The sequence below is a fragment of the Bradyrhizobium zhengyangense genome, assembly GCF_022012555.1.
Taxonomy (GTDB): Bacteria; Pseudomonadota; Alphaproteobacteria; order Rhizobiales; family Xanthobacteraceae; genus Bradyrhizobium; species Bradyrhizobium zhengyangense.
Window position 1 is genome coordinate 71,783 of record NZ_JAKLTZ010000006.1, and the last position, 25,571, is coordinate 97,353.

Below are 25,571 nucleotides of genomic sequence, written 5' to 3' on the forward strand. Positions count from 1 at the left end.
TCCTAGCGTGTCGGCGACCTCGGACAAGAAAGCGATGGTGGTCGGGGCCAAAATATAGTGGCCGCTGCGTTCGGGTTATTCATGTGGCGTTCAGCAAAGCGGGCCGACGTTCGCGGCCCTCCGCAACTCTCGCAAGAAGAGCCACATCATGACCCTCGCCTCCCGCCTTGCCGTCGTCGCGATCGCCTCCCTGTTCGCCACCGGCACCGCCTTCGCCCAGACAGCGGCGCCGGCTGCCAAGACCGATGCTGCTACCACCGCTGACAAGAAGGCGCCGAAGGAGCACTCGGCCGAGTCGCTGGAATGCTCCAAGCAGGCGGATGCCAAGGGCCTGCATGGCAAGGAGCGCAAGAAATTCCGCTCCGAATGCATCAAGTCCGCGAAGGCCGGCGGCGCTGCCGCGCCTGCGCCCGCCGCCGACAAGAAGTAGATCCGTCACAATCCTCTCCTCGCGTTTGTCGAGAGGCACACGCATTGCGGCATGACGAGCCTGCAATTGTGTGCCTCTCGCCGATTTGCGATAAGGCGGCGTGAAGCAAATCACCGCCTCCCTTCCGTTCGAATGGCCGAGCCGTGCCAAGGTTTTAGGCACCGCGGAGACGCTCATCATCGGCGCCGCCGGCGGCCTGGTCTTCCTGGTCGCGGGACTTCCAGGCGGGTTGATCTCGGGATCGATGATCGCGGTCGGGATCGCCGCGATTGCCGGACGTCAGCTCTCGGTACCACCGCTCCTGACCCAGACCGTGCTGGTGCTGCTCGGAATTTCGCTAGGCTCGGTCGTATCGCGCCACCTAATACAGCAGGTCAGCGCCTATCCGCTGACCATCGGGCTGTTGGCACTCGCCACCTTCTGCTCGACCTTCGGCTCCAGCTATTACCTCCAGCGCGTCCATGGCTGGGACCGAACCTCGGCCTTCCTGGCCGGCAGCCCCGGCGCGCTCTCGCAGATCACCATCCTGGCGGTTGAGCGCGGCGCCGATTTGCCGGGAATCGCGGTGGTCCAGACCATGCGCGTGATCATCCTGACCGCGGCGCTGCCGATGGTGCTGGCGATCGCAGGCGTCGCGCCATCCGTCTCGCCGTCTCTGACGACCACGATCGCCTCGCCGCTCGATCTTCTGGAGCTGGTTGCCGCCTCGCTGGCAGCGTCGCTCATCCTGCGGCTGATCAAGTTTCCGGCGAGCTGGATGTTCGGGGCAATGATCGCCTCCAGCGTTCTACACGGCGCCGGCTGGGTCGACGGCGGCCTGCCGAATTGGGTGCGCGGCGTGTCGCTGGTCGGCATCGGCGCCCTGATCGGCAGCCGCTTTGCCCGGATGCGGATCAAGACGCTGGCCGGCCACATCAATGCCGCGCTCGGCTCGTTTGCCGTAGCCATCGCCGTCTCCGCCGTCTTCGTCGGCATCGTCGCGCTCACCACGCAGGTGAAGTTCTCGGACGTCGTCGTTGCCTTCGCGCCTGGCGCGATGGACGCGATGCTGGCACTGGCGCTGACACTACACATCGATCCGATCTTCGTCGGCGCCCACCATCTGTCGCGCTTCGTGTTCGTGACGATTGCGACGCCCGGCATCGTGCACCTGTTCGGCCGCACGCAGGACGACGTGGACGACTAGCCGCCCTCTGCGGCCGCTTGTCCCTTCAGCGCGGCAATTTGCGCCTCGAGCTCCGCAATCCGCTGATCTCTTGCGGCTAGCGCCGCCGCCACATCCGGAGCATCGAACTTTTGCGGAATGTGCTGCGGGCAGTTGGTGTCCCAGGCCGTGATCTTGAACAGGATGACCTGCTCGGGCCGGGCGCGATAGCCCTTCGGCATCAGCGCCTCCGTCAGCGCATTGTCATCCTCGACAACGCGCGCCTCGCCCCAGATCTTCACCCGGCGCCGATGAGCATAGTCCATCACGAAAATGTAGGCCTTGGGGTTCTCGGAGAGATTTCCCTGAGTCAGATATTGCTGATTGCCGGCATAGTCAGTGAAGGCGAGGGTCTGCTTGTCCAGCACATTCAGAAATCCCTTCGGGCCGCCGCGATGCTGGATGTAGGGCTGTCCGTCCGCCGAAGCCGTGGCGAAATAGAAGCTGTTGGCCTCACTGAGGAAGGCTTCGAGGTTCTCGTCGACCTCGGTGCGCCAGCCGCGCTGCTCGACACGCCCATAGGCCTCGCGCGAGCCCTTGCGCGCCTGGATCGCCTTCACCGCGGGTGTGAAGGCGACGTCGCTGGCATAGGTGAGAACTGCGGTCATCGGAACATCTCCTGAAAATTCCGGCGCATGTCTGCGTCTTTTCGAACGATAAAATGGATCTTCCGGTGCTCAAAACAATCAGTTCACTTGACACTTCATCGTTGCGATATATGCAATAATGCTCATGGACCGCCTCGAGGCCATGCATGTCTTCGTCACCGTCGCTGATCTGCGCGGCTTCGCGCCGGCGGCGCGTAAGCTGCGGCTGTCGCCCTCGGCGGTGACGCGGCTGATCGCGGCGCTGGAGGAGCATCTGGGCGCGCGACTTCTGCAACGGACCACCCGGCAGGTGCGATTGACTGACGTTGGCACACGCTATTTGGAGCGCGCCCGGCGGATTCTTGCTGACGTCGAGGAAGCCGACGGCTCGGCGCAGGAGGAGCGCAACCGGCCGAGCGGGCGCCTGGTGGTCTCGGCCCCGGTCGGCTTCGGCCGGCTCCATGTCGGGCCTGTCATGACCGACTATCTCAAGCGCTATCCCGAGGTGGCCTGCGAACTCAGGCTCTCAGACAACCTCGTCAACCTCGTGGAAGACGCCGTCGATGCCGCGGTGCGGATCGGTCATCTCGCCGATTCCTCGCTGGTCGCGCGCCAGGTCGGCGAGATGCGACGGATTACGGTGGCAACGCCGGGCTATCTCAAGCGTCATGGCGAGCCGAGGACGCCGGAGGCGCTGGCCGAGCACCAGACCATTCTGTTCGGCCCCGCAACGGCGTGGCGCTTCACGCAGGACGGACACGACATCGAGGTAACGCCATCACCGCGCTTTACCAGCAACAGCGCCGACGCTGCCTTGCAATATGCCGAGGCCGGCGGCGGTATCACGCGCGTGCTGGCCTATCAGGCCGCCGAGGGCCTGAAGCGCGGACGGCTGAAAATCCTGCTGGCAAAATACGAGCAGCCGGCGCTGCCGATCCACATCGTCTACCCGACCTCGCGCCTGCTCTCCGCCAAGGTGCGTGCCTTCATCGATCTCGTGGTGGAGACGACGCAGTGGAGGTTTGGCTAGGCTCAGCTTTTCTTGGGCACCACGCGGAACGTGCCACTGGCCCGCGCGATCACGGCGTCATCGGCCTTCGCCAAGCACTGTGCGAAGCAGATCGTCTTGCCTGTCTTGATCACGTCGCTCTCGATGGAAAGCCACTGGCCGATCCCCGCTTGGCCGACGAAATCAACCGTGAGCGTGACCGTCACGAACGAGGTGGTCCAGCCCGTCGCCTGCGCGCAGCTGTAGCCCATCGCATTATCCGCAAGTGCTGCGATGAGGCCCCCGTGGATCATGCCACGACCGTTGGTGTGCGGCCGGGCCAGCCGTAGACCGAGGATGAAAGCATTCTCGGTCTTCTTTGCGTAGATCGGCTTCCAGGGCTCCGTGAGCGGACCGCTGCGCAGATGCGGTTCGAAGCCTGCTGGGATGTCGATGCTGGTCATGCGTGTCTCACGTCCGTTGCAATGTTTGCCGGCATTGAACGCGATGGACATGACGGACGCATCAATTACAAAGTTTTAAACGGGAATTGCGCGGGTGTTTGAAACGCGCGGTGACGCAATGACGGACCCGTAGGGTGGGTTACGCTGCGCTAACCCAACCTACGGCACCTCCCTAGAACGGCAGCCCCACATAATTCTCAGACAACGACGTCATCGCGGCCTGCGACTGCGTGACGTAGTCGAGCTCGGCGACCTGGATGCGCGCGCCAATGCTGCCATTGTCAGGGAATTTGTGCAGCATCGAAGTCATCCACCAGGAGAAGCGCACCGCCTTCCAGACGCGCGCCAACGCCTTGGCGGAATAGGCATCGATGCCGGCGTTCGATTTCTCGTCGTAAAACTCGCGGAGCGCGCCCGACAGATAATGCGCATCGCTTGCGGCAAGGTTCAACCCCTTGGCGCCGGTCGGCGGCACGATGTGGGCGGCGTCGCCGCACAGGAACATCTTGCCGAAACGCATCGGCTCGGCGACGAAGCTGCGCAAGGGCGCAATGCTCTTCTCGATCGAGGGGCCGGTGATGAGACTGTCGGCCGCCTCCTGGTCGAGCCGGCGCTTCAGCTCGTCCCAGAAGCGATCGTCCGGCCACCGATCGACATCGTCGTCGAGCGAGCACTGCACGTAATGCCGGCTGCGCTTCATCGAGCGCATGGTGCAGAGCGCAAAGCCGCGGGCATGGTTGGAATAGATCAGCTCGTGGCTGACCGGCGGCGTCTCGGAGAGGATACCGAGCCAGCCGAACGGATAGATCCGCTCAAACTCCTCGATCGCCGAAGCCGGCACGCTGGCGCGGCTGACGCCGTGGAAGCCGTCGCAACCGGCAATGAAATCGCAATCGAGCGTGTGGGTGACGCCGTCCTTGACCCAGGTTACGCGCGGGTGACTGCCGTCGAAATCCTGCGGCTGCACATCCTTGGCCTCATAGACGGTGGTGAGACCGGCGGCCTTGCGCGTATTCATGAGGTCGAGCGTAACCTCGGTCTGGCCGTAGATCATCACTGTCTTGCCGGTGGCGGCCTTCATGTCGATGCGGTGACGACGGCCGGCGAAGGCGAGCTCGATGCCTTCATGCAACAGGCCTTCCGCATGCGCTCGTGCGCCGGCACCGACCTGGTCCAGCAGTGCGACAGTACCCTCCTCGAGAAGGCCCGCGCGAATGCGCCCAAGCACGTAATCCGGGCTCTGCCGCTCGAGAATGACGTTGTCGATGCCGTGACGGTGCAGCAGTTGCCCAAGCAACAATCCCGCCGGCCCGGCCCCGATGATTGCGACTTTTGTCCGCAATACTTGCTACTCCCGATCCTGTAGGCTTTCGTCGCGGTCGCTTGTCGCAATGATCCGCGCAGGATAATTATAACATATAACGGTTGGGCAAAAGGGGAGGCTGGTCGCCCGGGCGGCGACAAATCCATGCAACATCGCTGACGTAGATGACGCAGCAGTTCCGGCTTGAACGTGCCGGCCAATTAGATAACATGTTAACTAACGAGACCGGGCCATCGAAGCCCGCCGTCACAAAAAGGGAGAGACACGAGATGAGGAAGGCCTGTCTGGCTTTGCTGCTGGCAGCAAGCGTGACGCCTGCGTTCGCGCAGGACAAAACTGTTGACCTGAAGGTCTCGCACTGGGTGCCGGCGTCGCATCCGCTGCAAAAGTCTCTCGAGGACTGGGTGGCCGCAGTGAACAAGGATTCCGGCGGCACCATCACCGGCAAGGTGTTCCCGGCTCAGCAGCTCGGCAAGGCGTTCGATCATTACGACATGGCGCGCGACGGCATTGCCGACGTCACTTACGTCAATCCCGGCTACCAGCCCGGCCGCTTCCCGATCATCGGCGCCGGCGAATTGCCGTTCCTGATCTCGGACGCAAAGGGTGGTTCGGAAGGTCTGGACGCCTGGTACCGCAAATATGCCGAGAAGGAGATGAAGGACGTCAAATATTGCCTCGCCTTCGTCCATTCGCCGTCGTCCTTCCACTCCCGCACCAAGAAGATCGTGATGCCTGAGGACGTGAAGGGCATGAAGATCCGCCCTGCGCACGCCACCATGGCGAACTTCGTCACTGCGCTTGGTGGCACCAATGTGCAGTCCTCCGCCCCCGAAGTGCGCGACATCATCGAGCGCGGGGTCGCCGACGCGGTGACCTTCCCCTGGGGCTCGCTGGTGCTGTTCGGCATCGACAAGGTAACCAAGTACGACATGGACGCGCCGCTCTACACCACGACCTTCGTGTTCGTGATCAACAAGGACAAGTACAATGCGATGTCCGACAAGCAGAAGGCCGCGATCGACAAAAACTGCTCGACCGAGATGGCCGGCGTGGTCGGCGAGTACTGGGGCAAATTCGAGGACGGCGGCATCGACAAGGTGAAGGCGGAAGAAGGTCACGAGGTCTACAAGCTGACTCCGGACCAGACCGCCGCCTGGAAGAAGGCCGCCGAGCCGCTGGTCAAGACCTGGAGTGAGGGCGCCAAGAAGGCCGGCATCGATCCCGACGCGGCGCTTAGCGAGCTGAAGGCCTCGCTGAAGAAGTACAACGCGCTGGCAGAATAGTTCCCATCGAAACAGAGGCGGCGGCGGGAATTGTTCCGCCGCCGTTTTCCTGCAAACTTGAGGACCCTTCACCCATGAAGCGCTCCTGGATGGACCGCGTGATCGATTCGATCGAATGGATCGCCGCCGCGTTCGTCGGCATCGTCGCGCTCGACATCTTTCTATCGGTGCTGCTGCGCAACACGCTGAACTATTCGATCCCCGACAGTTTCGACATCGGTCGCATGCTGCTCGGCATCCTGATCTTCTGGGGCATCGCGGCAACCTCCTATCGCGGCACGCACATCACGGTCGACCTCGTCTGGGGCAATGTCGGGCCGCGCTACCAGCGCTGGATCGACGTGTTCGCGACGCTGGTGTTGCTGTTCGTGGTCACGGTGCAGACCTGGACGTTGTTCGACAAGGTGCGCGGCACCTACAACGACAACGTTCAGACGTTCGACATGCACATGCCGACCTGGCCGTTCTTCGCGATCGCCTGGATCGGAGATGTCTCGGCCGTTCTGCTGATCGCGATCCGCACGTACCGACTGATCTTCCATCCTGAAGAGATGCACGACCCCAAGCTGAAGGCGACGGAATAGTCATGAGCACAGATGCCGTCGCCGTAATCGGCTTCATCTCTTTGTTCGCCCTGATGCTGCTGCGCGTGCCCGTCGGCATGGCCATGGGTCTCGTCGGCGTCTCCGGCTTCTCCTATCTGGTCGGCGCAACGCCGGCGCTGAAACTGGTCGGCCAGACCTCGATGCGCACGGTCACCGACTACACGTTCGGCGTCATCCCGATGTTCCTGCTGATGGGTTCGTTCGTCAGCAATTCCGGCATGAGCCGGGAGTTGTTCCGCGCCGCCAACGGTTTTGTCGGACATTTGCGCGGCGGGCTCGGCATCGCGACCGTCGGCGCCTGCGGCGGCTTTGCCGCGATCTGCGGTTCGTCGGTTGCGACTGCAGCGACCTTCTCCGCCGTCGCATACCCAGAGATGCGCCGCTTCGGCTATCCGCAATCCTTTGCCACCGGCGTGATCGCGGCCGGCGGCACACTGGGTGCGATGCTGCCGCCCTCCACCGTGCTCGCCGTCTACGGCATCATCACCGAGCAGGACATTGGCAAGCTCTTCATCGCCGGTATTATCCCGGGCCTCTTGGCGATGACCATGTACATGATCACGATCTTTCTGATCGGCTATTTCCGCCCCGACTTCCTGCCCAAGGGCAAGGTGCTGCCCTGGCGCGAGCGTTTCGCCGGACTGAAAGACATCTGGGCGCCTGTGCTGCTGTTCGTATTCGTGATTGGCGGCCTCTACGGCCTGCCCTTCCTGCCGCGTTTCACCCCGACCGAGGCGGGCGGCGTCGGCGCGACCGGCGCGTTCATCATCGGCGTCGTTACGGGCCGGCTCGATCGCGAGAAGATCCTGGCATCGCTGCTCCAGGCGACGCGCACCGCGGCCGCTGTCTTCACCGTGCTGATCGGCGCACTGATCTTCGGCTACTTCCTGACCGTGACGCAGACCCCGCAGAAGGTGACCGAATTCCTCACTGGCCTTGGCCTTGGCCCCTACGGCGTGCTGGCGCTGATCATGGTGATGTATCTCGTGCTCGGCTGCCTGATGGACGCCATGGCAATGATCATCCTGACCGTGCCGATCATCTTCCCCGTCGTCACGCATCTCGGCTTCGACCCGATCTGGTTCGGTGTCATCATCGTCATGACCGTCGAGCTCGGCCTGATCCATCCGCCCGTCGGCATGAACGTCTTTGTCATCAAAAGCGTGGTGAAGGATGTCTCCTTCTCCACTATCTTCAAGGGCGTGATCCCGTTCGTGGCAACGGATCTCGTACGCCTCGTGATCCTGATCGCCTTCCCGCTGCTGGCGACATGGCTACCGATGCGGATGATGGCGCACTAGCGAGGCGAAGTGATGATCACACCGACGCTCGAGACAAGATACGTCTTCACCATCACCGCTAAAATCGGTGACGTCATCACCGTCGGCGAGACCGGCATCGGCGTCCGCCGCATCATCCCGATCATCGGCGGCGAGGTGAAGGGCGCGATATCAGGCAAGGTGCTTCCCTTTGGCGCCGACTTCCAGACCATCCGACCCAACGAGCTGATCGATCTCGAGGCCAAATACGCCTTTGAGACCGACGACGGCGCCACCGTCTATGTCGAGAACAAGGGCATGCGCTTTGGCCCGGTCGAGCTGCTGCAAAAGCTCAAACGCGGCGAGCCGGTCGATCCCAAGCTGATCTATTTCCGCACGGTGCCGAAGTTCGAGACCGGGCACCAAGACTATCGCTGGCTGATGGAGCACATCTTTGTTGGCTCAGCAGCGCGGCACGCAGATCGCGTGGTAATCGACGTGCATCAGGTGGTGTGAGCACACAGTTCGCTGTCGTCCCTGCCAAAGCAGGGACCATACCGCGCGATCTGTCGATTTTGTACGGTCTGAGTGCCGGACCGCGAGTCTTCGCCAAATCACTCCCTAGGGCTCTGGGTCCCTGCTTTCGCAGGGACGACACCGAATTTGAGGACGGATTTTGCCCTCCTGACCAGCGGTTTCCGGAACGACGAAGGCGCCTCCGCCTTGACTCCTCCCAAATTCGTTATACAACATAACTATTCTGACAAGGACGCAAATGACACAGGGAAACGCCGAGACCGCTGGCGCGGGCGCCTCCGGGCTGCTTCAAATCGGGAGGGTGGACCGGGTTCTGACCGTGGGTCTGAACCGGCCGGCCAAGCGCAATGCGCTCAATGACGGCATCATCCTCGAAATCGGCGAATGCTTTGCGTCCCTGCCCGAGGATATCGGCGCGGTGGTCATTCACGGCATCGGCGATCATTTTTCCAGCGGCCTCGACCTCTCCGAACTTCAGGACCACGACGCCACCGGCGGCCTTCTCCATTCCCAAATGTGGCACCGGGTGTTCGATCGTATCCAGTATAGCCGCGTCCCCGTCATCGCCGCGCTGAAGGGCGCCGTGATCGGCGGCGGGCTGGAGCTTGCCTGCGCGGCGCACATCCGTGTCGCCGAACCCTCGACCTATTTCGCCCTGCCCGAGGGGCAACGCGGCATCTTCGTTGGCGGTGGCGGCTCAGTGCGTCTGCCGCGGCTGATCGGCGTTGCCAGGATGATGGACATGATGCTGACCGGGCGCGTCTATAGCGCGACCGAGGGCGCGTCCTACGGCTTTGCGCAATATGTCACCGAGGCTGGCAACGGGCTTTCCAAGGCGTTGGAGCTTGCGACCAAGATCGCGTCCAACGCGCCGCTGACGAATTTCGCCGTGCTCCAGGCGCTGCCGATGATCGCGGAAGCCAATCCGCAGACGGGCCTTCTGATGGAATCGTTGATGGCCACCGTTGCGCAGAGCGACAAGGAAGCAAAACGCAGGATCCGTGAATTCCTCGAGCACAAGACCGCCAAGGTAAAGCCGAAGTCATGAGCGCACAGCCGTCCTCTTCCAGCACAGAGCGCGGCGTGAGCCATTCTCCGCTGCGGCCGATCTCGTTCGGAGACCCCGTCGTCGACGTCGAGCGTCGCGCCGATGGCACGATCTATCTGCGGCCGAAGCAACCGCTCGGCGACTATCCCGTCCGCATCACCGATCGTCTGCATCATTGGGCGACGACGACGCCGGACCGCATCTTCATGGCCGAGCGCGAAGGCGGCCGCGGCTGGCGAAAGATCACCTATGCCGAGCTGCTCATCGCGAGCCAACATATCGCTTCAGGCCTGATCCAGCGCGGCTTGTCGGCGGAGCGGCCGGTCGTCATCCTCTCCGGCAATTCGATCGACCACGCCTTGCTCGCCTTCGGTGCCTTCTATGCCGGCATTCCGTTCTGCCCGGTGTCGCCGGCCTATTCGCTGGTGTCGAAGGATTACGGCAAGCTGTCCTATCTGATGAAGCTGCTGACGCCCGGCCTCGTTTTCGCTGAGGATGCCGACAAGTTCGCGGATGCGCTCGCCGCCAATGTTTCGCTCGGCACCGAGATCGCCGCGTCCTATGGCCATGTGCCGGGTCGCGACGTCACCCTGCTCGCCGACCTCATGGCGACGCCGATCCGTAGCGATCTTGACGAGGTCCATGAGAAGATCGGTGCCGACACGATCGCAAAATTCCTGCTGACCTCGGGCTCAACAGGCAATCCCAAGGCCGTCATCAACACCCAGCGCATGATCTGCGCCAACCAGGTGATGTTGCGCGAGACGCTTGCCTTCCTCAAGGATGAGCCGCCCGTCATTATCGACTGGCTGCCCTGGAATCACACCTTTGGCGGCAACCACAATATCGGGCTGACGCTGTATAATGGCGGCTCTATGTATCTCGATGCCGGCAAGCCGGTGCCCGGCGGCATCGAGGAGACCGTGCGCAATCTCCAGGAGATTTCGCCGACGGTCTATTTCAACGTGCCCAAGGGCTATGAATCGCTGCTGCCGTACTTGCGCGACGACCAGGGCCTGCGCGCGAAATTCTTCGACCGGCTACATGCGATGTTCTTCTCCGGCGCCGCCCTGTCGCCGTTCGTCTGGAACAGTCTCGACGAGCTCGCGGTGAAGGAAAAAGGCTACCGCGTGCCGATGCTCACGGGCCTTGGCGCGACCGAGACGGCGCCGTTCTTCATGTCGGTCAATCCGCGCACCAGCCGCTCCGGCCATGTCGGCCTCCCGGTCTCGGGCAATGACGCCAAGCTCGTGCCCAACAACGGCAAGATGGAAGTGCGCGCCAAGGGACCGAACGTGATGCCCGGCTACTGGCGCCAGCCCGACATCACCGCAAAATCCTTCGACGAGGAAGGATTTTACAAGATGGGCGATGCGCTGAAGCCGTCCGACCCTGACGATCTCAACGCCGGCTTCGATTTCGACGGCCGCGTCAGCGAGGATTTCAAGCTCGCGAGCGGCACCTGGGTCAGCGTCGGGCCTTTGCGTGCGCGCCTCACCGCGGCCTGCGCGCCGCTGGTGCGCGACGTCGTCATCGCCGGCATCAACCGCGACGAGATCTCCGCCCTCGTCGTCCTCGACCTCGACGGCTGCCGCCTTGTCAACCCGACGCTGCCGGCTGACGATCTCACCGTCACTGCGCGCGACCGCCTGGTACGGGAGGCTTTTCGCGAGCGGCTGACGCGCTTCCTCGGCCAGGCCACCGGCTCCTCGACACGGGTCACGCGCGCGATCCTGATGGACACCCCGCTCTCGATCGACAAGGGCGAAGTCACAGACAAGGGCTCGATCAACCAGCGCGCCGTGCTCGAGCAGCGCACCGCGTTGATCGAAGAGCTCTACGCTGCCAATCCGTCCGACCGTGTGATATCGGTCGGCTAAAGAAGCTCATCGAAGGAGAACGCCATGTTGTTGAAGGATCAGGCAGCCATCGTCACCGGCGGCGCATCGGGACTGGGCGCTGCCACCGCACGAAAACTGGCCGCGCAGGGCGCCAAGGTCGCGGTGTTCGATCTCAATGCCAAGCTCGCGGAAACCGTTGCCGCCGAGATCAAGGGCGTCGCTGTCACCTGCGACGTCTCCGACGCGGCCTCTGCTGAAGCTGCGATCGCACAGGCTACCAAGGCCCACGGCCCGGCCCGCGTGCTGGTCAATTGCGCCGGCATCGGCGTTGCCAAGCGTGTCGTCGGCCGCGACGGCCCGATGGCGCTCGCCGATTTCGACAAGGTGATCAAGGTCAATTTGATCGGCACCTTCAACATGCTGCGCCTTGCCGCGACCGAGATGTCCAAGCTCGAGCCGCAGGCGAGCGGCGAGCGCGGCGTCATCATCAACACGGCCTCTGTCGCCGCCTATGACGGCCAGATCGGCCAGTCGGCCTACTCAGCCTCGAAGGGCGGCATCGTCGGCATGACCTTGCCGATCGCGCGCGAACTCGCCCAGTTCGGCGTCCGCGTGCTGACGATTGCGCCCGGCCTGTTCCTGACGCCTCTGCTCGCCAATCTGCCGCAGGAAGCGCAGGACTCGCTCGCTGCCGCGATCCCGTTCCCGCGCCGCCTCGGCAACGCCGACGAGTTCGCTGCGCTCGCGCTGCACATGGTCGAGAACTCCTACCTCAACGGCGAAGTGGTGCGCCTCGACGGCTCGCTGCGCATGGCGCCGAAATAAGGCGCTCAACGCATGTTCGTGAACCGGCGTGACGTTCAGATCCAGTGGGGCGACTGCGACCCCGCTAACATCGTCTACTATCCGCGCTATTTCGCGATGTTCGACGATTCGACGTCGACCCTGTTCGAGGTCGCCGGCTTCTCCAAGCAGGACCTGGTCCGCAAATACGGCCTGGTGGGTATCCCCATGGTCGATACGCGGTCCAAGTTCTACATCCCCTCGACCTATGGCGACTGGATCACCATCGAAACGAAGATCGAGAGCATCAAGCGCTCGAGCTTCGAGGTGAAGCACAACGTCTACAAGGGCGAGGCGCTCGCCATCGAAGGTTTTGAGACGCGCGTTCTGGTCGGCCGCGACCCCGTTAACCCCGACAAACTGAAATCGGCACCATTCCCTCCGGAAATGGTAGCCAAATTCACAGGGAGATAATCCGGAGCTAAATCGCCGCATCGCCAAAAGACGGGGCTGAATTCATCCCCGATTTCTGCTTTCAAAGAAAAACGTCAAGGGAGGAATTGATGAAACGCTTTTACCTGACTGCCGCCATCGCGGCTGCAACGCTGGCGTTGCCGGCCTTGCCCGCGCTCGCTCAGACCGCCGAAATCACCATCGGCATCACCACCACCACGACCGGCCCGGGCGCCGCCCTCGGAATCCCCGAGCGCAACGCGCTGGAATTCGTGCCGAAGGAAATCGCTGGCGTTCCGCTGAAAGTGATCGTGCTCGACGACGGCGGCGATCCCACCACCGCGACCACCAATGCCCGCCGCTTTGTGACGGAATCCAAGGCCGACATCATCATGGGCTCGGCGCTGACGCCGCCGACGATCGCGGTCTCCAACGTCGCCAATGAAGCCGGCATTCCGCACTTTGGTCTGGCCCCCTTCCCGATCACGCCCGAACGCATGAAGTGGTCGGTGGCGATGCCGCAGCCGATCCCGATCGTCGGCAAGGTGCTGTACGAGCACATGAAGTCGAAGGGCATCAAGACCCTCGGCTATATCGGCTATTCCGACTCCTATGGCGACCTCTGGTTCAACGACCTGAAGGCGCAGGCCGTGCCGATGGGCATGACCATCGTCGACGAGGAGCGCTTCGCCCGTCCGGATACCTCGGTGACTGGCCAGGTGCTGAAGCTCGTGGCCGCCAATCCCGATGCGATCCTGGTTGGCGCCTCCGGCACCGCGGCCGCACTGCCACAGACCGAACTGCGCGAGCGCGGCTATCAGGGCCTGATCTACCAGACCCACGGCGCAGCCAGCATGGACTTCATCCGCATCGCCGGCAAGGCGGCCGAAGGCGTGCTGATGGCGTCGGGCCCGGTCATGGACCCCGAGGACCAGCCGGACGAAGCCGCCACCAAGAAGCCGGGCCTCGCGCTGAACTCGGCCTATGAAGCCAAGTACGGCCCGAACAGCCGCAGCCAGTTCGCCGGTCATTCCTACGATGCCTTCGAGATCCTCAAGCGCATCATCCCGACGGCGCTGAAGACCGCAAAACCCGGCACGCCGGAATTCCGCGAAGCGATCCGCCAGGCCCTGTTGTCCGAGAAGGAGCTGGCCGCGAGCCAGGGCGTCTACAACTTCACCGAAAAGGATCGCTATGGCCTCGACGAGCGCTCGCGCATCTTGCTGACGGTGAAGAATGGCAAGTACGCGCTGGTGAGGTAAGGCGGCTACGGTTTCCAAAATGACGAGAGCCGGCCCATCAGGCCGGCTCTTTTCTTTTGTGCGTTCCGCGCGCTTACGTCAGGCCGCTTGCCGCAGCGGCGTCCAGGCGAACTCGGGATAGTAGGTATCCATCATCCGGTCGACATAGGCGGTGAGGTTCGGAAATCCCTCGGCGCGGTCGCGCAGGCTGGACTCGAAGAATGGCGTCAAAATGCCGGCGAGCGCGCCGAACGCGGTCGCATCGACACCGCTGGGCTTGTTGCCCATCAGATAGGATTTGTCGCCAAGCTGCACCGACAGTGCGAACAGCGAGCGGACCGCGAGATCGACATCATCGTCTGGTCCATGGCGGCCAAGACCGGAGAGCAGATAGTTCTCGGCGACGCGGAACTGCGCATCCTCGCGCAGCTTCTCGCGATTGTGCTCCGGCGCTCCGTCGAAGAAATGCGCAGGCCCTTTGGCAAAATTGACCGGATCGACCCAGCGGGCGCCGACCAGTGCCCAATAGACGTGATGCTCGATCATGCGCTCGAACGCCCAGGCCTGCGCACGCTCCGCCAATGACAGGCCGGCATCGAAGTCGAATCCATAGCGGCGCTCGATATGGGCGCGGATGAAGGTCGAATCGGCCACCGCCTCGCCGCCATCGTCGATGAATGGCAGCTGCCCCTTGGGTGACGCCGGCGGCATGGCCCGCTCCTTCCGGTAGGGCAGTCCCGCCATCTTGAGCTGCACCTCGGTCTTGGTGACGAAGGGGCTGATTTCCGGCAGGCCGAAGCCGGTGCCAAAGCCGTAAAGCGTGATCATGCGAGCTCTCCTGAACCTGCCGAAAGAGTTGACGGAACCTAGTGCCGCGCTGCTGCCACCATGGTGGCAGCAGCCGTGATATCTTCTGCGAAACGGGCCCCCCGCCAGGCGCGGCCCATCACGTGGCGGACCAGCGCGTCCGCAGCCTGGATCAGCGAACGTGCCAATACGGTCGCGAGCGCGAGGCGGAGGTCGACGGCAGTGAGTTCGAGAAACGTGAAGCGGCCGTAGACCCTGGCATGCAACGAGGCCTGCGCTCGCCACAGCGGACCAACCAGGCCAAGATGGATTGGAGTGATCATGGACAAACCCTCTTCAGTCGATGTGTTGTCCCGGTATAGAACTCCCCTGCTGCCAACATCCTGTCAGCAGCCGCGCGCCGATTTCTGATCCGCCGTTTGATGAGAGAATTGTCATGAGACGCGCCGACCGGCTGTTTCAGATCATCCAGGTGCTGAGGCGCACCCGTAAGCCGCTGACGGCGGACGCGATTGCGGCCGAGCTCGAGACCTCGAAGCGCACCATCTATCGCGACATCGCAACGTTGATGGGCCAGCGCGTGCCGATCCGTGGCGAAGCCGGCATGGGCTACATCCTTGAAAAAGGATTCGACCTGCCGCCCTTGATGCTGACACCCGACGAGATCGAGGCGGCGGTGCTGGGCGCGCAATGGGTCGCGGGCCACGCCGATTCCACGCTGGCGCGCGCGGCCGAAGATTTGATGGCCAAGATCGCCGACACCGTGCCTGAGCGGCTGCGACCCTTCGTGCTGGAGCCGGCGAGCCGCGCGCGGCCAAGCTGGAACAGGGAGCCTGACCGCCTGGACATGGCGCGCACGCGAACGCAGATCCATGAAGGCAAGAAGATCATGCTGCGCTATCGCGACGAACAAGGGCGCCCCAGCGAGCGCATGATCTGGCCGATCTCGGTCGGTTATCTCGAAGCCGTGCGCCTGCTCGCAGCCTGGTGCGAGCTACGCAGCGATTTCCGAAGCTTCCGCACCGACCGCGTCGTCGAGGCGACCTATCTCGACGAAAGATATCCGGAAAGGCGCGACGTGCTGCGCGCGAAATGGCGGCAGAGCCTGGTCTGGGGCCCGCCGAAAGACACATGATGCCAACGGAGGAGATTGATCAGTCGAGCTACTGCCAGAGCTGCGGCGCCTGCTGCGGTTATTCGCAGAATTGGCCGCGCTTCTCGATCGAGAGCGACGAGGAGCTTGCGTTGATCCCGGAAGGGCTCGTCAACGCGCGCCAGTCCGGCATGCGCTGCGAGGGCGATCGCTGTTCCGCGTTGCAGGGAGAAATCGGCAAGTCGACCAAGTGCGGCATCTATGCTGTGCGGCCGGAGGTGTGCCGCACCTGCATGCCCGGCGACGCCGAATGCGCGATGGCGCGGCGGAAGTTCGGGCTACCTGTTATCGAGAGCGCTTAAGCGGGAATGGCTTCGCTGATCTCGTCGTCGATTTCGTCGTCCAGCGGTGCGAGCACCGAGAGCGGCTTGGTCGACAGTGTGATCGGCTTGCGGCCCCCCGACAGCGACGGCGACGATTTGGCCGAGCCTTCGCGCGAGAGCGCGTAGAGCGTCGAGCCGACACGACCACCGTGCTCGATCAGGTCGCGCTCGCTGCAGCTGCTCGCGATCGCGACGGCCAATGAGTGCAGATGGCTACGGCGATAGCAAAACAGCGCCAGCCTGGCGCGGACGTCAGGGGAAACACTCTCAACCAGCCTCGGCAGGCCGCCTTCATTGGCGCGGTACATCTCGCCAAGAAGCTCGTCACGAACCGGGCAGAAATCGCTTTCAAAAGCGTCGCGGCTTGAAAACATTGCAGTTCTCCCTCGTGTCAGGAAGATGCCGCGCAATTCTCTAATGAAAGGTTAACCACCCTGGGCGGTAGTCACCCGGTGTCCTTGCCCTTATGCCGCGAATCGGAGCGCAGCCCTACCGGGTTGAATACGGGGGTGGGGGCGTCCTTGCGGCCGTCCTTCACGATCCCCGCCACTGGCGGGCGCCTCAGGATAGAGGCCTGAGCCTCAGTTCGCCGCCATGAAGATGGAGAGGCCGAAGCCAGTCAGGTGATGCAGCGCCTGGTCCACGCCGATCAGCGTCCAGAACCAGGGGTGCTCCTGGTTGACGCCGAAATTGGCCGACACAAATCCTTTGGCGCGGTCGATCGTGATGTGGATGACGAAATCGATCAGCGCCACGAACCAGAACTTTGGCGCCACGATCAGGATCAGCGGCAACGCAACCGCAAAGTGAATCAGGCAATGCACGAGGAGCGGCAAAGCCCAGCCGTGCTTCTGGTCCTTGCCGTGCGCCATCCAGGCCGTTTGCAGGACGAAGTCGGCGATGATGTGCTTGAAGGTAAGCAGCAGCATCCAGCCAATGAGCGCTTCGACCGGAACCGCCGATGACAGGGGTGGAAACGACAAAGCTGACGCCCTCGTTGACTCGAAAAGAAAAAAATGGAGCGTTCAGCGCAACTTCTTCTTGGACCCGTCAAAACCGTCGGGACCGACGATTTATGACATTTCCCGCGCCGGAATGCAGCCGGGGGAACCGGAAAATCGCCAAGTGTGGCTAAACGGTGATAGGATCGACAACGCCCGGCTTCGCCCCGAGTAAGGTTACCTCCGGCGCGGAATTTGCTTTCCGGAACTGGAGCGCTATCATCCTAGGGTAGAGGATTATCGTTCTTTTTTAAACGCTTACCGAAATTTTCGCGTGGGCCGCCGGCAATGGTCGCCTCGCCCGCCATTCAAGGAATAAGGCCAGGTGCCGCCATGAGTGCTGAAGGCCCGACCTCGTCGACCGAACCCCCGCCGCCACGGCGTCCCAAAGTAATCAAGACCAATCAGCAGCAGGTCCTGCTGTATGTCGTGCTGACCCTGCTACTGTCGCTGGCGACCGTCTGGGCGGGGCGCGCCTGGTTGCACAACTCGGAGACGCTGACCTTTGCTGTTGGCGGCCCCAACGGAGACGAGGCCCTGTTCGCGAACAAGCTCGCCACGCTGCTGAAGAACAACGGCTCGCGTTTCCGGATCAAGATCGTCAACAACCCCGACAACGCCAAGGCAATCGCGCAATTCGACCGCAGGCAGGCCGATCTCGCCATCCTGCGCACCGACGCCAGGGTGCCGGTGCGGGCACGCGCGCTGGCACTGCTGGAGCACGATTTCGTGCTTCTGCTCGGTCCCGGCAACAAAAAGATCAAGTCGCTGTCCGAGTTGAAGAAGAAGAAGGTTGCGGTTCTCGCCGACGGCGAATCATCGCTCGCCTTCGTTCGCAACCTCCTCGATATCGCCCCCGACAGTCCCGACGCCGCCAAGATCCAAATGGCGCCGCAGGGCGCGACCCTCGACAAGCTATTCGCGCCGGCCAGTGGCTTCAGCGCAGTGATCGCCATCGTCCACGCCTCCAGGGCCGTGCGCGACAAGGCCTATGAGCAGGTCGCCAAGCGCGGCGGCTTCACGCTGAATGCGATCGATGAAGCCAAGGCGCTGGCGCGCAAATTCCCGGGCATTTCCGACGAGACTCTGACGGCCGGCACGCTGTCTGCGTCGCCCGAAATTCCCGACGACGATCTCGACACCATCGGACTCGAATGGCTCCTGGTCGCGCAATCCAAAATGTCGGGGAGCACCGCCGGCGACATTGCGCGCATCGTCTACGAGAACAAATCCGCGCTCGGGCTCGACAACGGCTTTGCGACCCACATTGAACCGGCCTCCGTCGAGAAGGACGCCTACGTGATGGCGCATCAGGGTGCGGCCGACTACATCAACGACGACACCAAGTCGTTCATGGATAAATACAGCGACATGATGTATCTGGGCGCCGCCGCGCTCAGCGTCATCGGCTCGATCTTCGCTGCGATCTACGCCAAGATCACCCGCATCGCGCCGGAGAAGGCGAGCGAGCTCTCCACTGCCATCCTCTGCATCGGCGAGCGCATCGAGCACGCCCATTCGCTGGATCAGCTCGAATGCCTCCAGGACGAGCTTGAGAGCATCTTGCGCGGCGCGGTCATCGGCTTGCGCGACGGCACGATCAGTACCGACGGGCTCGATACCTTCAAGCTCGGTTACGAATTTGTCCGCGACGAGATCGGCATGCGTCGCGACTACCTGAAGCGCCACGCCAGCGAGCTCGAGAAGGCCACCCGTCAGGCCCTCCCTCCCCCGAATGACGACACCAACGTCGTGACCGTGAAGACAGCTCAGAGTGCCTGACCTATCGATCCGCGCCCCTCGCGCTGGTGTTTTCTGGCTGATCGCGGCCGGCCTCCTGCGGAACTGTGCCCCTACGCAACCGTTGGTTAGGAGTACAACCGGAGAACGCACCATGCGTATGCTCCTCCTCATCCTCTTGCTGGGAATGCTGGCCGCGGTTGGATACTTCGCTTACTCGGCCATGTCAGTCGGAGGCGACCCGATCCCGACGGAAGGTTATGTGGCACTGGCGCTCGGAGCGGGGTTCTCCGTGGTGGTCGGCATCGGCTTGATGATGCTGCTATTCTTAAGCAGCCGCCGCGGCTATGACGAGCCACCCCATTTCAAGTAACGGCTTGACCTGCCCGGATTAGCCACTTGCATCGAAGGCCGGCGCCTGTCGTTGACGGCCTCCGTGCGGACGGGCACTTTGGCGCCGAAGTTCCAGGCCCTGCAAGAGCCAAGACCGAGCCGCCATCCCGCATGCCGAAGCCGATGTTTCCCGCCCTGGCCCAGTTCGTGGCCGCGACCGCCGGCCGCAATATGACCAAGGCGGCCTATGTGGCCGTGACCGTCGGCGTGCTCAGCATGGTGCTGCTGACGCTCGACCCGGCCTATGAGACGGCGCACCGCTGGGTCGATTTTCTGTTGTGGGCCAGCCTCGTCTATTTCGTGTTCGAATGGTTGGTCCGGCTGCGCCATATGAAGCGTCAAGGGCGGCTGGGACTCTATATGTCCTCCTCCGCCGGGCTGGTCGACACCGTCGGGGCGCTGGCCGTCCCGATCGCGCTGGTCCTCGGCGCCGAGCCCAAGACGGCCTGGCTGCTGAGCGTGCTGTGGGTGTTGAAGGTCGTGCCGGGCATTCCCGGCCTGCGCCAGCTTCGCCGCGTGCTGGTGCTGGAATCGGGGCCGCTGCTCAGCGTGCTCGTGATCTTCCTGATGGTGGTCTTTCTTGCCTCCGTCGCCGAGTATTTCCTGGAGCGGGACGTGCAGCCGCAAACGTTCGGCAGCGTCCCCGCCGCACTGTGGTGGGCGGTCGTCACGCTGACCACGACAGGCTATGGCGACGTCGTGCCGGTCACGCCGCTCGGCCGCGTGGTGGCGGCGCTGGTGATGATCTCCGGCCTCGGCGTGTTCGGCCTCTGGACCGGTATTCTGGCGACCGGGTTTGCGGCAGAGACCCGCCGTGACAATTTCCTCAAGACTTGGGAATCCGTCAGCAAAGTGCCGTTCTTCGCGGCGCTGGGGCCAGCAGCCATCGCCGACGTCACACACATGCTGCGCACCATGGAGCTGCCGGCGCGCACCATGATCATTCGCAAGGGTGCGCAGGGCGACTGCATGTATTTCATTGCCGCCGGCGAGGTCGAGGTCGACCTGCCCGGCAAGAAAGTCCAACTCGGGGAAGGCGCCTTCTTCGGCGAGATGGCGCTGCTCGGCAACAACATGCGCGGCGCCAACGTTTCGACCACGAAAGTGTCACGGCTCCTCGTGCTCGACCTCGTCGACTTCCGCGTGCTGATGGCACGGCATCCCGATCTCGCCGAGACCATCGACGCCGAAGCCAAACGGCGCACGCTCGAAAACAGGTAATGGAGACAAGAATGTCGGATGCAGCCGACGCAGCCTCTGGCCCCGTGCTCGAAATCGACGGTGCCCGCGCGACCATTCGCCTCAACCGGCCGAAGCATCTCAACCGGCTCCAGGCTGAAGATCTCGGCGAGCTGCTAAAACTGTTCGACCGCGTCGAGGCCGATCCCGATATCCGCGTCCTCGTGCTGACCGGCACGGGACGCGCCTTCTCGGCCGGCTATGACCTCAATTCGGTCGCCGAGCGCGCAGTCAGCGCCAACGAGCAGCAGAGCGCGGGCTCGGCCTTCGAGGTCGTCGTTAACAGACTCGAAGATCTCGGCGTACCGACGATCTGCCGGCTCAATGGCGGCGTCTATGGCGGCTCGACCGACCTCGCGCTCGCCTGTGATTTTCGTATCGGCGTCGACACCGCGGAGATGTTCATGCCGGCGGCCCGGCTCGGGCTGCACTATTACAGGAGCGGTATCAAACGCTACGTAACCCGGCTTGGCGTCGACAATGCCAAGAAGCTGTTCCTCACCGCTCAAAAGATAACCGCGCCGGAGATGCTGCGGATCGGTTACCTCACCGCCATGGTGGCGGTCGAGTTTCTGGACGAGGAAGTCGAAAAGCTCGCCAACATCCTCGCCGGCAATGCACCGAACGCGATGCGCGGCATGAAGCGCGCCATCAATGAATTCGCCCGCGGCGAACTGGACGAAGCTGCCGCCGACCAGCGTCACCGCGACAGCATGCGCGGCCACGAGATCAAGGAAGGCATCAAGGCGTTCGCGGAGAAGCGGGCACCTCGGTTTTGAGGCTCATCTCCGCTTCGACCGCATCGCGCGCGTTTGTGTGAGCTTTTTATCGTGCGACAGCGCTTGATAGCGGTTGCTTTCGACAGCGTAGATCGCGATACGGCCTTCCTTGTCGGCATGCACACCCCAGCCGTAGCGCTTGCCGAGGCCTGAGGCCCGCATGCAGGCCTGTCCGCGCGAGAAGAACGCGGCGCGTGCGGCGTTCCTTTCCGACTTGGTCGCCTTGGCGCCAAGCTCGCGTCCCGGCGCTGAGGTCGCGAAGATCACGTCGTCGGACGTGTACCTATATGGTGCGTTCGCGATCATCGCATATTGCAGTCCGGCCACCGTCGGCCGTCCCGCGCGCGGCGGCGGCTCCTCACCGGAGCGCGCCGGACAGTCCTCGGCAACCTGGATGAACGTGTCGACACAGTTGGTCGTATGGATCGGCTTGGTCATGCGAGGTTCAGGCCCCTTCATCCTCCAGCGGCCACAGCATGCTGCGCGGCCATCTCATCGTCCGCCGCGCTGATGCGCTGGAACGCCGGTCGCGAGGTGATGCGCTCGCAATAGCGAACGAAGACGTCCTTTTTGGGCACGATGCCGAACATCATGGTCCAGCTGAATGCGACACCCCACAGGATATCCGCGGCGGTCATCCGCTCGCCGAGAAGATAGGGCCCGTTCGAGAGCTGCGCCTCGAGGGCTCCCAGCATGGTGTCGTAATCGGCATAGGGCGACTGGGTGATCGGGGCGGGCTCACGTTGCATGAACTTGTCGATCAAGGCGGGCTCAAAGGAGGAGCCGTAATAGGCGATCCAGCGCAGATAAGGACCGCGCAACGGGTTATTCAGCGCGGGCGTGAGGCCCGCCTGAGGAAAAAGGTCTGCGAGATAGACGTAGATCGCGACTTGCTCGGTCACGAGCGCCTCGCCGTGCCTGACAGCCGGCACCTTACCGAGCGGATTGATGGCGAGGTAGGGAGGTCTTCGCTGCTCGCCTGCCTTCATGTTGAGGACATGAAGATCGTAGGGTGCTCCCAGCTCCTCCAGCAGCACCCGTGTGCCAGTGGCCCGGCTCTGCGGCGAATAATACAGCGTGACGCGGTTCTGATCGGTCATGGCGGGTCTCCCTCGGATCGGCTTTCGATAGGCACCTTGTAGCGAACCATACCTGACATCCTGTGTCAGGTATGGTTTAAGGGATCATGCGCGCGAGCCGAATGTTGTCGATCCTCACCACCCTCCAGGCCAAGGGACAGGTCACTGCACCCGAGCTTGCAGAAGCCTGCGAGGTCTCGGTGCGCACGATCTATCGCGATATCGACGCACTCGCGGCATCCGGCGTCCCTGTCTATGCCGACCGTGGTGCGGAGGGAGGCTATCGCCTGCTCGACGGCTATCGCGTGCGGCTGAACGGGCTGTCGCAGAGCGAAGCGGGCGCACTCTTCCTCGCCGGGCTCCCGGGGCCGGCAGCAGCGCTGGGGCTGGACGCAGCGATGATCGCCGCACAGAACAAGTTGATGGCCGCACTGCCCGCAAATTTGCGCGAAGACGCCGGCCGGATGCAGGAACGCTTTCATCTGGACGCGCCGGGCTGGTTTGGCGAAACGGAGGAACCAAAGCATCTGCGCGTCATTGCTGGTGCCGCTTTGCGCGGAACATTGATCAGGATTCGCTACCAGAGTTGGCGCGCCGAGAAGCAGCGCCACGTCGCTCCGCTCGGCCTCGTGCTCAAGGGCGGCAGCTGGTATCTCGCAGGCCAAGTCGATGGCAGCGTGCGCACCTATCGTGTCGCGCGCGTGCTCGACTGCACGGCGCTCGACGACCGCTTCGATCGCCCCGCCGATTTCGATCTCGCAGCCTACTGGCGGGATGCGACGCTGCGATTAGAGACCGAGATGCACCCGAATGTCGCGGTCGTGCGACTCTCGCCGTTCGGCGTAAAACTGCTCGATGCGCTGAGCCAACCTTACGTCAGGGCGCGCATGCAGATTGAAGAGGCCGCTGATGCGGACGGCTGGCGTATCGCCAGAGTCCCGACGGGCAAGACGTCATGGCATGCCGCCTCGGAATTGTTGCGGCTCGGCGCGGAAGCCGAAGTGCTGGAGCCCGCCGATCTCCGCGAGAAGATGGCCGAGATGGCGCAGGCAATGGCGGCACGCTATCGCGCGGCGCGCAAAGCCTAACGGCGGCGCATTTCGCCGCGACTGACGAAACAATTCTGAAACACGATTCTCACCTCGCCGCGTGAACGCAATCGCGCTTCGGTTCGACCGAGAAGCAGGGACACAACAACGGCCTCGCGCCACACTGGAGAATGAGAATGTTTCGTAAGCTTGCAATTGGTCTGATCGCCGCCGGTTCGCTCGGCGCTGCCGCTCTCGTGCCCACCGCCGCTTCGGCTCACGGCTTCCACCACTATTGGGGTCCCGGTTGGGGTTTTGGCGGCGTCTACGTCAACACCGGCATCAACAACTGCTATCAAGAGCGCGTCGTCCAGACCCGTCACGGCATGCGTGTCCGCGTCGTGAATGTCTGCGGCTACACCGTCTACTGAGCGCGACTGCTTCGATTGGCGTAACCCCGGCTGCTTCGCGGCCGGGGTTCGTCGTCTCAGCTCGCAAGCGCGGTCTCCGCTGGCGACGCGATCAGCCCGTTCGCACTGGAATTGCGCTGCGATATCCATCGCTCCGCGCGCGAGCGCCGCAGCGAAGGCGCAAAGAAGAAACCCTGGGCGACGTCACAACCGACGCGGCGTATGATCTCGAGGGCCTCGGGGCTTTCGACCCCCTCGGCCACCACCTTCATGTTGAACGCCTTCCCCAGGGCGACCGAGGCATCGACGATCTTCATCATGTCCTCGTCGGATACACAGCCTTTGATGAACGATTGATCGATCTTGAGTTCGCTGAACGGCAGCCGCGCCAGCGCCGCAAGCGACGAATAGCCGGTGCCGAAATCATCGATGGCCGTGCCGATCTTCTTGATCCGCAGCCGCACCAGAATATCGTTGGCGCGATCGACGTCGGCCATCGCAATTGTCTCGGTAATCTCCACCGTCAGCGCAGATGGAGGGATGTTCTCGCGGCGCAGGATTTCCTCGATCCGCTCGGGCAGCGCCAGATCCGACATCAGCGAGCCCGAGATATTGACGGCGATGGTGAAGCCCGGATTGCGCTCGATCAGCTTACGGCCCTGCGACATCGCCGATGACAGGATGCAGTCGGTCAGCTCGCTCATGAGACCGGCCTCTTCGGCAATCGGAATGAAGACGAGCGGCGACACCATGCCGAAATCAGCGCTGCGCCAGCGCGCCAACGCCTCGGCGCCGATGACCCTCCCGGTCTGGAGTGCGATCTTCGGCTGGAATTCGACGAAAAACTCGCCGGCGGCGAGACCTTGCGCGATACGGTCCGGCGTGATCGGGAGCAACGGTGAAGCAGTTGTTGCAGCCAACGGCGAGCGCTGAGGCAATTCGAGCGCGCTCCGCAGACGATTGAGATCGAGTGGCTTGGTTAGGCAGCCGCCGACCGACAGCTTCAGGCCGTTTGCGACCCGGCGCGTCGCCTTCATGATGCGATCATCGCAACCGCTGATGATCACGATCGACATCGCCTTGAGGTTTCGCTCGGCAACGAAGCGCAGCAGCTCTACCCCGTCCCGCTCTCCGAGTGACAGGTCGAGCACCATGGTCTGGAAGGCTTCTCGGTCCAGGAGTTCGGTTGCAGCCTCGAAGGACGGAGCCACAACAGTGTCGTAGCTGAGCTTCGCGCCGATCTTGCTGATCAGGACCCGTTGCACCAGGTCGTCGTCAACCACCAGAAGGCGGCTTCCCATCGCGCTCATTGCCCATCTCTCCCGCTACCGGATGCTTCGATGGACACAACGTTAGGCCGGCGGGCTCACCTCGCGGTGAATACAAGACTGCTAAAACTTTCTCGATCTGGAAGGACTCGTTAGTCATGTTTTAGCGGCGGCCAAATGATTGATTTCAATCGGCATTTTTGCTTCGCTCGACCTGGTGTGGCCGCGCGGTAAGGGAGTGATCCACGCCATCGGCACATGCGATGAACACGCAGTAAAGCCCTCTATCGAAAGCCGGCAA

30 protein-coding genes are annotated in these 25,571 nt (G+C 63.0%); 20 read left to right on the forward strand and 10 right to left on the reverse strand.

The window, feature by feature from the left end:
• Nucleotides 1-148 precede the first annotated feature (148 nt).
• Together L6639_RS23185 and L6639_RS23190 are read left to right on the forward strand one after the other, a co-directional pair.
• Complete coding sequence (locus L6639_RS23185; RefSeq protein WP_237863951.1) at nt 149-430, forward strand: PsiF family protein; 282 nt, start codon at nt 149-151, stop codon at nt 428-430.
• A gap of 100 nt (nt 431-530) precedes the next feature.
• Nucleotides 531-1,616: an AbrB family transcriptional regulator gene (locus tag L6639_RS23190; RefSeq protein WP_237863952.1), complete on the forward strand. Its 1,086-nt coding sequence runs from the start codon at nt 531-533 to the stop codon at nt 1,614-1,616.
• Here the strand turns inward: L6639_RS23190 and L6639_RS23195 are convergent.
• Nucleotides 1,613-2,242 (reverse strand): pyridoxamine 5'-phosphate oxidase family protein, encoded by a 630-nt coding sequence (locus L6639_RS23195; RefSeq protein ID WP_237863953.1) that lies wholly within the window; start codon nt 2,240-2,242, stop codon nt 1,613-1,615. The genes L6639_RS23190 and L6639_RS23195 overlap by 4 nt on opposite strands.
• A 124-nt stretch (nt 2,243-2,366) precedes the next feature.
• On the opposite strand from L6639_RS23195, the gene L6639_RS23200 reads away from it, so the two are divergent.
• The gene (locus L6639_RS23200) at nt 2,367-3,251 is read left to right on the forward strand and encodes a LysR family transcriptional regulator (RefSeq protein ID WP_237863954.1); all 885 of its coding nucleotides are present in this window, start codon (nt 2,367-2,369) and stop codon (nt 3,249-3,251) included.
• 2 nt (nt 3,252-3,253) lie between these two features.
• Here L6639_RS23200 and L6639_RS23205 read toward each other — a convergent pair whose 3' ends face one another.
• Entirely contained in the window at nt 3,254-3,673 is a 420-nt protein-coding gene (locus L6639_RS23205; protein WP_237863955.1) for a PaaI family thioesterase, read from the reverse strand.
• 172 nt (nt 3,674-3,845) lie between these two features.
• On the reverse strand, nt 3,846-5,015 hold the full coding sequence (pobA, locus tag L6639_RS23210; RefSeq protein WP_237863956.1) for a 4-hydroxybenzoate 3-monooxygenase: 1,170 nt from the start codon (nt 5,013-5,015) through the stop codon (nt 3,846-3,848).
• A gap of 251 nt (nt 5,016-5,266) precedes the next feature.
• On the opposite strand from pobA, the gene L6639_RS23215 reads away from it, so the two are divergent.
• From L6639_RS23215 to L6639_RS23255, 9 genes are all read left to right on the forward strand, one after another.
• A complete protein-coding gene (locus L6639_RS23215; protein WP_237863957.1) occupies nt 5,267-6,283 on the forward strand; it encodes a TRAP transporter substrate-binding protein in 1,017 nt (338 codons plus the stop codon).
• 74 nt (nt 6,284-6,357) lie between these two features.
• Nucleotides 6,358-6,867 (forward strand): TRAP transporter small permease, encoded by a 510-nt coding sequence (locus L6639_RS23220; protein ID WP_007605289.1) that lies wholly within the window; start codon nt 6,358-6,360, stop codon nt 6,865-6,867.
• A 2-nt stretch (nt 6,868-6,869) separates the two neighbouring features.
• Nucleotides 6,870-8,189, forward strand: a complete 1,320-nt coding sequence (locus tag L6639_RS23225; RefSeq protein WP_237863958.1) for a TRAP transporter large permease — start codon at nt 6,870-6,872, stop codon at nt 8,187-8,189.
• Nucleotides 8,190-8,201: 12 nt separating this feature from the next.
• A complete protein-coding gene (locus L6639_RS23230) occupies nt 8,202-8,663 on the forward strand; it encodes a DUF3237 domain-containing protein (RefSeq protein ID WP_237863959.1) in 462 nt (153 codons plus the stop codon).
• Between the two features lie 259 nt (nt 8,664-8,922).
• Nucleotides 8,923-9,732, forward strand: coding sequence for a crotonase/enoyl-CoA hydratase family protein (locus L6639_RS23235; protein WP_237863960.1), 810 nt, complete (start codon nt 8,923-8,925; stop codon nt 9,730-9,732).
• Nucleotides 9,729-11,612, forward strand: coding sequence for a feruloyl-CoA synthase (locus L6639_RS23240; protein WP_237863961.1), 1,884 nt, complete (start codon nt 9,729-9,731; stop codon nt 11,610-11,612). The genes L6639_RS23235 and L6639_RS23240 overlap by 4 nt, the downstream gene beginning before the upstream one ends.
• 24 nt (nt 11,613-11,636) lie before the next feature.
• Nucleotides 11,637-12,398: an SDR family NAD(P)-dependent oxidoreductase gene (locus L6639_RS23245; RefSeq protein WP_237863962.1), complete on the forward strand. Its 762-nt coding sequence runs from the start codon at nt 11,637-11,639 to the stop codon at nt 12,396-12,398.
• 12 nt (nt 12,399-12,410) lie between these two features.
• Nucleotides 12,411-12,830, forward strand: coding sequence for an acyl-CoA thioesterase (locus L6639_RS23250; RefSeq protein WP_237863963.1), 420 nt, complete (start codon nt 12,411-12,413; stop codon nt 12,828-12,830).
• An 89-nt stretch (nt 12,831-12,919) separates the two neighbouring features.
• On the forward strand, nt 12,920-14,071 hold the full coding sequence (locus tag L6639_RS23255; RefSeq protein ID WP_237863964.1) for an ABC transporter substrate-binding protein: 1,152 nt from the start codon (nt 12,920-12,922) through the stop codon (nt 14,069-14,071).
• A gap of 78 nt (nt 14,072-14,149) precedes the next feature.
• Here the strand turns inward: L6639_RS23255 and L6639_RS23260 are convergent, their stop codons facing one another.
• On the reverse strand, nt 14,150-14,878 hold the full coding sequence (locus L6639_RS23260; protein ID WP_237863965.1) for a glutathione S-transferase family protein: 729 nt from the start codon (nt 14,876-14,878) through the stop codon (nt 14,150-14,152).
• Nucleotides 14,879-14,916: 38 nt separating this feature from the next.
• A complete protein-coding gene (locus L6639_RS23265; RefSeq protein WP_237863966.1) occupies nt 14,917-15,180 on the reverse strand; it encodes a hypothetical protein in 264 nt (87 codons plus the stop codon).
• A gap of 113 nt (nt 15,181-15,293) precedes the next feature.
• Between L6639_RS23265 and L6639_RS23270 the strand changes: the two genes are divergently transcribed.
• Both L6639_RS23270 and L6639_RS23275 read left to right on the forward strand, forming a co-directional pair.
• Nucleotides 15,294-15,992, forward strand: a complete 699-nt coding sequence (locus tag L6639_RS23270; protein WP_237863967.1) for a helix-turn-helix transcriptional regulator — start codon at nt 15,294-15,296, stop codon at nt 15,990-15,992.
• A complete protein-coding gene (locus tag L6639_RS23275; RefSeq protein ID WP_237863968.1) occupies nt 15,989-16,312 on the forward strand; it encodes a YkgJ family cysteine cluster protein in 324 nt (107 codons plus the stop codon). The genes L6639_RS23270 and L6639_RS23275 overlap by 4 nt, the downstream gene beginning before the upstream one ends.
• Here the strand turns inward: L6639_RS23275 and L6639_RS23280 are convergent.
• Together L6639_RS23280 and L6639_RS23285 are read right to left on the reverse strand one after the other, a co-directional pair.
• On the reverse strand, nt 16,309-16,707 hold the full coding sequence (locus L6639_RS23280) for a hypothetical protein (protein ID WP_237863969.1): 399 nt from the start codon (nt 16,705-16,707) through the stop codon (nt 16,309-16,311). The two genes, L6639_RS23275 and L6639_RS23280, sit on opposite strands and share 4 nt — an antisense overlap.
• A 207-nt stretch (nt 16,708-16,914) precedes the next feature.
• Nucleotides 16,915-17,262 carry a DUF3307 domain-containing protein gene (locus L6639_RS23285; protein WP_057746865.1) on the reverse strand — a complete coding sequence of 116 codons (348 nt, stop codon included), beginning with the start codon at nt 17,260-17,262 and terminating at the stop codon, nt 16,915-16,917.
• Between the two features lie 405 nt (nt 17,263-17,667).
• Here L6639_RS23285 and L6639_RS23290 point away from each other — a divergent pair, with 405 nt between their 5' ends.
• The 4 genes from L6639_RS23290 (at nt 17,668) to L6639_RS23305 (ending at nt 21,485) form a co-directional block, all read left to right on the forward strand.
• A complete protein-coding gene (locus tag L6639_RS23290) occupies nt 17,668-19,116 on the forward strand; it encodes a TAXI family TRAP transporter solute-binding subunit (protein WP_237863970.1) in 1,449 nt (482 codons plus the stop codon).
• A gap of 112 nt (nt 19,117-19,228) precedes the next feature.
• Nucleotides 19,229-19,447, forward strand: a complete 219-nt coding sequence (locus tag L6639_RS23295; RefSeq protein ID WP_237863971.1) for a hypothetical protein — start codon at nt 19,229-19,231, stop codon at nt 19,445-19,447.
• Between the two features lie 131 nt (nt 19,448-19,578).
• Nucleotides 19,579-20,688, forward strand: a complete 1,110-nt coding sequence (locus L6639_RS23300; protein WP_237863972.1) for a cyclic nucleotide-gated ion channel — start codon at nt 19,579-19,581, stop codon at nt 20,686-20,688.
• Nucleotides 20,689-20,699: 11 nt separating this feature from the next.
• On the forward strand, nt 20,700-21,485 hold the full coding sequence (locus tag L6639_RS23305; protein ID WP_237863973.1) for an enoyl-CoA hydratase/isomerase family protein: 786 nt from the start codon (nt 20,700-20,702) through the stop codon (nt 21,483-21,485).
• A 3-nt stretch (nt 21,486-21,488) separates the two neighbouring features.
• Here the strand turns inward: L6639_RS23305 and L6639_RS23310 are convergent, their stop codons facing one another.
• Nucleotides 21,489-21,923: a DUF6157 family protein gene (locus tag L6639_RS23310; protein WP_237863974.1), complete on the reverse strand. Its 435-nt coding sequence runs from the start codon at nt 21,921-21,923 to the stop codon at nt 21,489-21,491.
• A gap of 17 nt (nt 21,924-21,940) precedes the next feature.
• Nucleotides 21,941-22,585, reverse strand: a complete 645-nt coding sequence (locus tag L6639_RS23315) for a glutathione S-transferase family protein (RefSeq protein ID WP_237863975.1) — start codon at nt 22,583-22,585, stop codon at nt 21,941-21,943.
• An 86-nt stretch (nt 22,586-22,671) separates the two neighbouring features.
• On the opposite strand from L6639_RS23315, the gene L6639_RS23320 reads away from it, so the two are divergent.
• Both L6639_RS23320 and L6639_RS23325 read left to right on the forward strand, forming a co-directional pair.
• The gene (locus tag L6639_RS23320) at nt 22,672-23,652 is read left to right on the forward strand and encodes a helix-turn-helix transcriptional regulator (RefSeq protein WP_237863976.1); all 981 of its coding nucleotides are present in this window, start codon (nt 22,672-22,674) and stop codon (nt 23,650-23,652) included.
• A gap of 137 nt (nt 23,653-23,789) precedes the next feature.
• Nucleotides 23,790-24,023, forward strand: a complete 234-nt coding sequence (locus L6639_RS23325) for a hypothetical protein (RefSeq protein WP_237863977.1) — start codon at nt 23,790-23,792, stop codon at nt 24,021-24,023.
• Between the two features lie 56 nt (nt 24,024-24,079).
• Here the strand turns inward: L6639_RS23325 and L6639_RS23330 are convergent, their stop codons facing one another.
• On the reverse strand, nt 24,080-25,312 hold the full coding sequence (locus tag L6639_RS23330; RefSeq protein ID WP_237863978.1) for an EAL domain-containing response regulator: 1,233 nt from the start codon (nt 25,310-25,312) through the stop codon (nt 24,080-24,082).
• Nucleotides 25,313-25,571: the final 259 nt, after the last annotated feature.

Bases quoted from the DNA above. Each gene is read 5' to 3' on its own strand.
- L6639_RS23205 (WP_237863955.1), bottom strand. From the start codon at position 3,673: ATGACCAGCATCGACATCCCAGCAGGCTTCGAACCGCATCTGCGCAGC.
- L6639_RS23300 (WP_237863972.1), top strand. From the start codon at position 19,579: ATGCCGAAGCCGATGTTTCCCGCCCTGGCCCAGTTCGTGGCCGCGACC.
- L6639_RS23265 (WP_237863966.1), bottom strand. From the start codon at position 15,180: ATGATCACTCCAATCCATCTTGGCCTGGTTGGTCCGCTGTGGCGAGCG.
- L6639_RS23215 (WP_237863957.1), top strand. From the start codon at position 5,267: ATGAGGAAGGCCTGTCTGGCTTTGCTGCTGGCAGCAAGCGTGACGCCT.
- L6639_RS23285 (WP_057746865.1), bottom strand. From the start codon at position 17,262: ATGCTGCTGCTTACCTTCAAGCACATCATCGCCGACTTCGTCCTGCAA.
- L6639_RS23305 (WP_237863973.1), top strand. From the start codon at position 20,700: ATGTCGGATGCAGCCGACGCAGCCTCTGGCCCCGTGCTCGAAATCGAC.
- L6639_RS23270 (WP_237863967.1), top strand. From the start codon at position 15,294: ATGAGACGCGCCGACCGGCTGTTTCAGATCATCCAGGTGCTGAGGCGC.
- L6639_RS23275 (WP_237863968.1), top strand. From the start codon at position 15,989: ATGATGCCAACGGAGGAGATTGATCAGTCGAGCTACTGCCAGAGCTGC.
- L6639_RS23245 (WP_237863962.1), top strand. From the start codon at position 11,637: ATGTTGTTGAAGGATCAGGCAGCCATCGTCACCGGCGGCGCATCGGGA.
- L6639_RS23330 (WP_237863978.1), bottom strand. From the start codon at position 25,312: ATGAGCGCGATGGGAAGCCGCCTTCTGGTGGTTGACGACGACCTGGTG.
- L6639_RS23185 (WP_237863951.1), top strand. From the start codon at position 149: ATGACCCTCGCCTCCCGCCTTGCCGTCGTCGCGATCGCCTCCCTGTTC.
- L6639_RS23230 (WP_237863959.1), top strand. From the start codon at position 8,202: ATGATCACACCGACGCTCGAGACAAGATACGTCTTCACCATCACCGCT.
- L6639_RS23290 (WP_237863970.1), top strand. From the start codon at position 17,668: ATGAGTGCTGAAGGCCCGACCTCGTCGACCGAACCCCCGCCGCCACGG.
- L6639_RS23235 (WP_237863960.1), top strand. From the start codon at position 8,923: ATGACACAGGGAAACGCCGAGACCGCTGGCGCGGGCGCCTCCGGGCTG.
- L6639_RS23310 (WP_237863974.1), bottom strand. From the start codon at position 21,923: ATGACCAAGCCGATCCATACGACCAACTGTGTCGACACGTTCATCCAG.
- L6639_RS23200 (WP_237863954.1), top strand. From the start codon at position 2,367: ATGGACCGCCTCGAGGCCATGCATGTCTTCGTCACCGTCGCTGATCTG.
- L6639_RS23280 (WP_237863969.1), bottom strand. From the start codon at position 16,707: ATGTTTTCAAGCCGCGACGCTTTTGAAAGCGATTTCTGCCCGGTTCGT.
- L6639_RS23225 (WP_237863958.1), top strand. From the start codon at position 6,870: ATGAGCACAGATGCCGTCGCCGTAATCGGCTTCATCTCTTTGTTCGCC.
- L6639_RS23315 (WP_237863975.1), bottom strand. From the start codon at position 22,585: ATGACCGATCAGAACCGCGTCACGCTGTATTATTCGCCGCAGAGCCGG.
- L6639_RS23320 (WP_237863976.1), top strand. From the start codon at position 22,672: ATGCGCGCGAGCCGAATGTTGTCGATCCTCACCACCCTCCAGGCCAAG.
- L6639_RS23255 (WP_237863964.1), top strand. From the start codon at position 12,920: ATGAAACGCTTTTACCTGACTGCCGCCATCGCGGCTGCAACGCTGGCG.
- L6639_RS23260 (WP_237863965.1), bottom strand. From the start codon at position 14,878: ATGATCACGCTTTACGGCTTTGGCACCGGCTTCGGCCTGCCGGAAATC.
- L6639_RS23240 (WP_237863961.1), top strand. From the start codon at position 9,729: ATGAGCGCACAGCCGTCCTCTTCCAGCACAGAGCGCGGCGTGAGCCAT.
- L6639_RS23250 (WP_237863963.1), top strand. From the start codon at position 12,411: ATGTTCGTGAACCGGCGTGACGTTCAGATCCAGTGGGGCGACTGCGAC.
- L6639_RS23220 (WP_007605289.1), top strand. From the start codon at position 6,358: ATGAAGCGCTCCTGGATGGACCGCGTGATCGATTCGATCGAATGGATC.
- L6639_RS23295 (WP_237863971.1), top strand. From the start codon at position 19,229: ATGCGTATGCTCCTCCTCATCCTCTTGCTGGGAATGCTGGCCGCGGTT.
- L6639_RS23195 (WP_237863953.1), bottom strand. From the start codon at position 2,242: ATGACCGCAGTTCTCACCTATGCCAGCGACGTCGCCTTCACACCCGCG.
- L6639_RS23325 (WP_237863977.1), top strand. From the start codon at position 23,790: ATGTTTCGTAAGCTTGCAATTGGTCTGATCGCCGCCGGTTCGCTCGGC.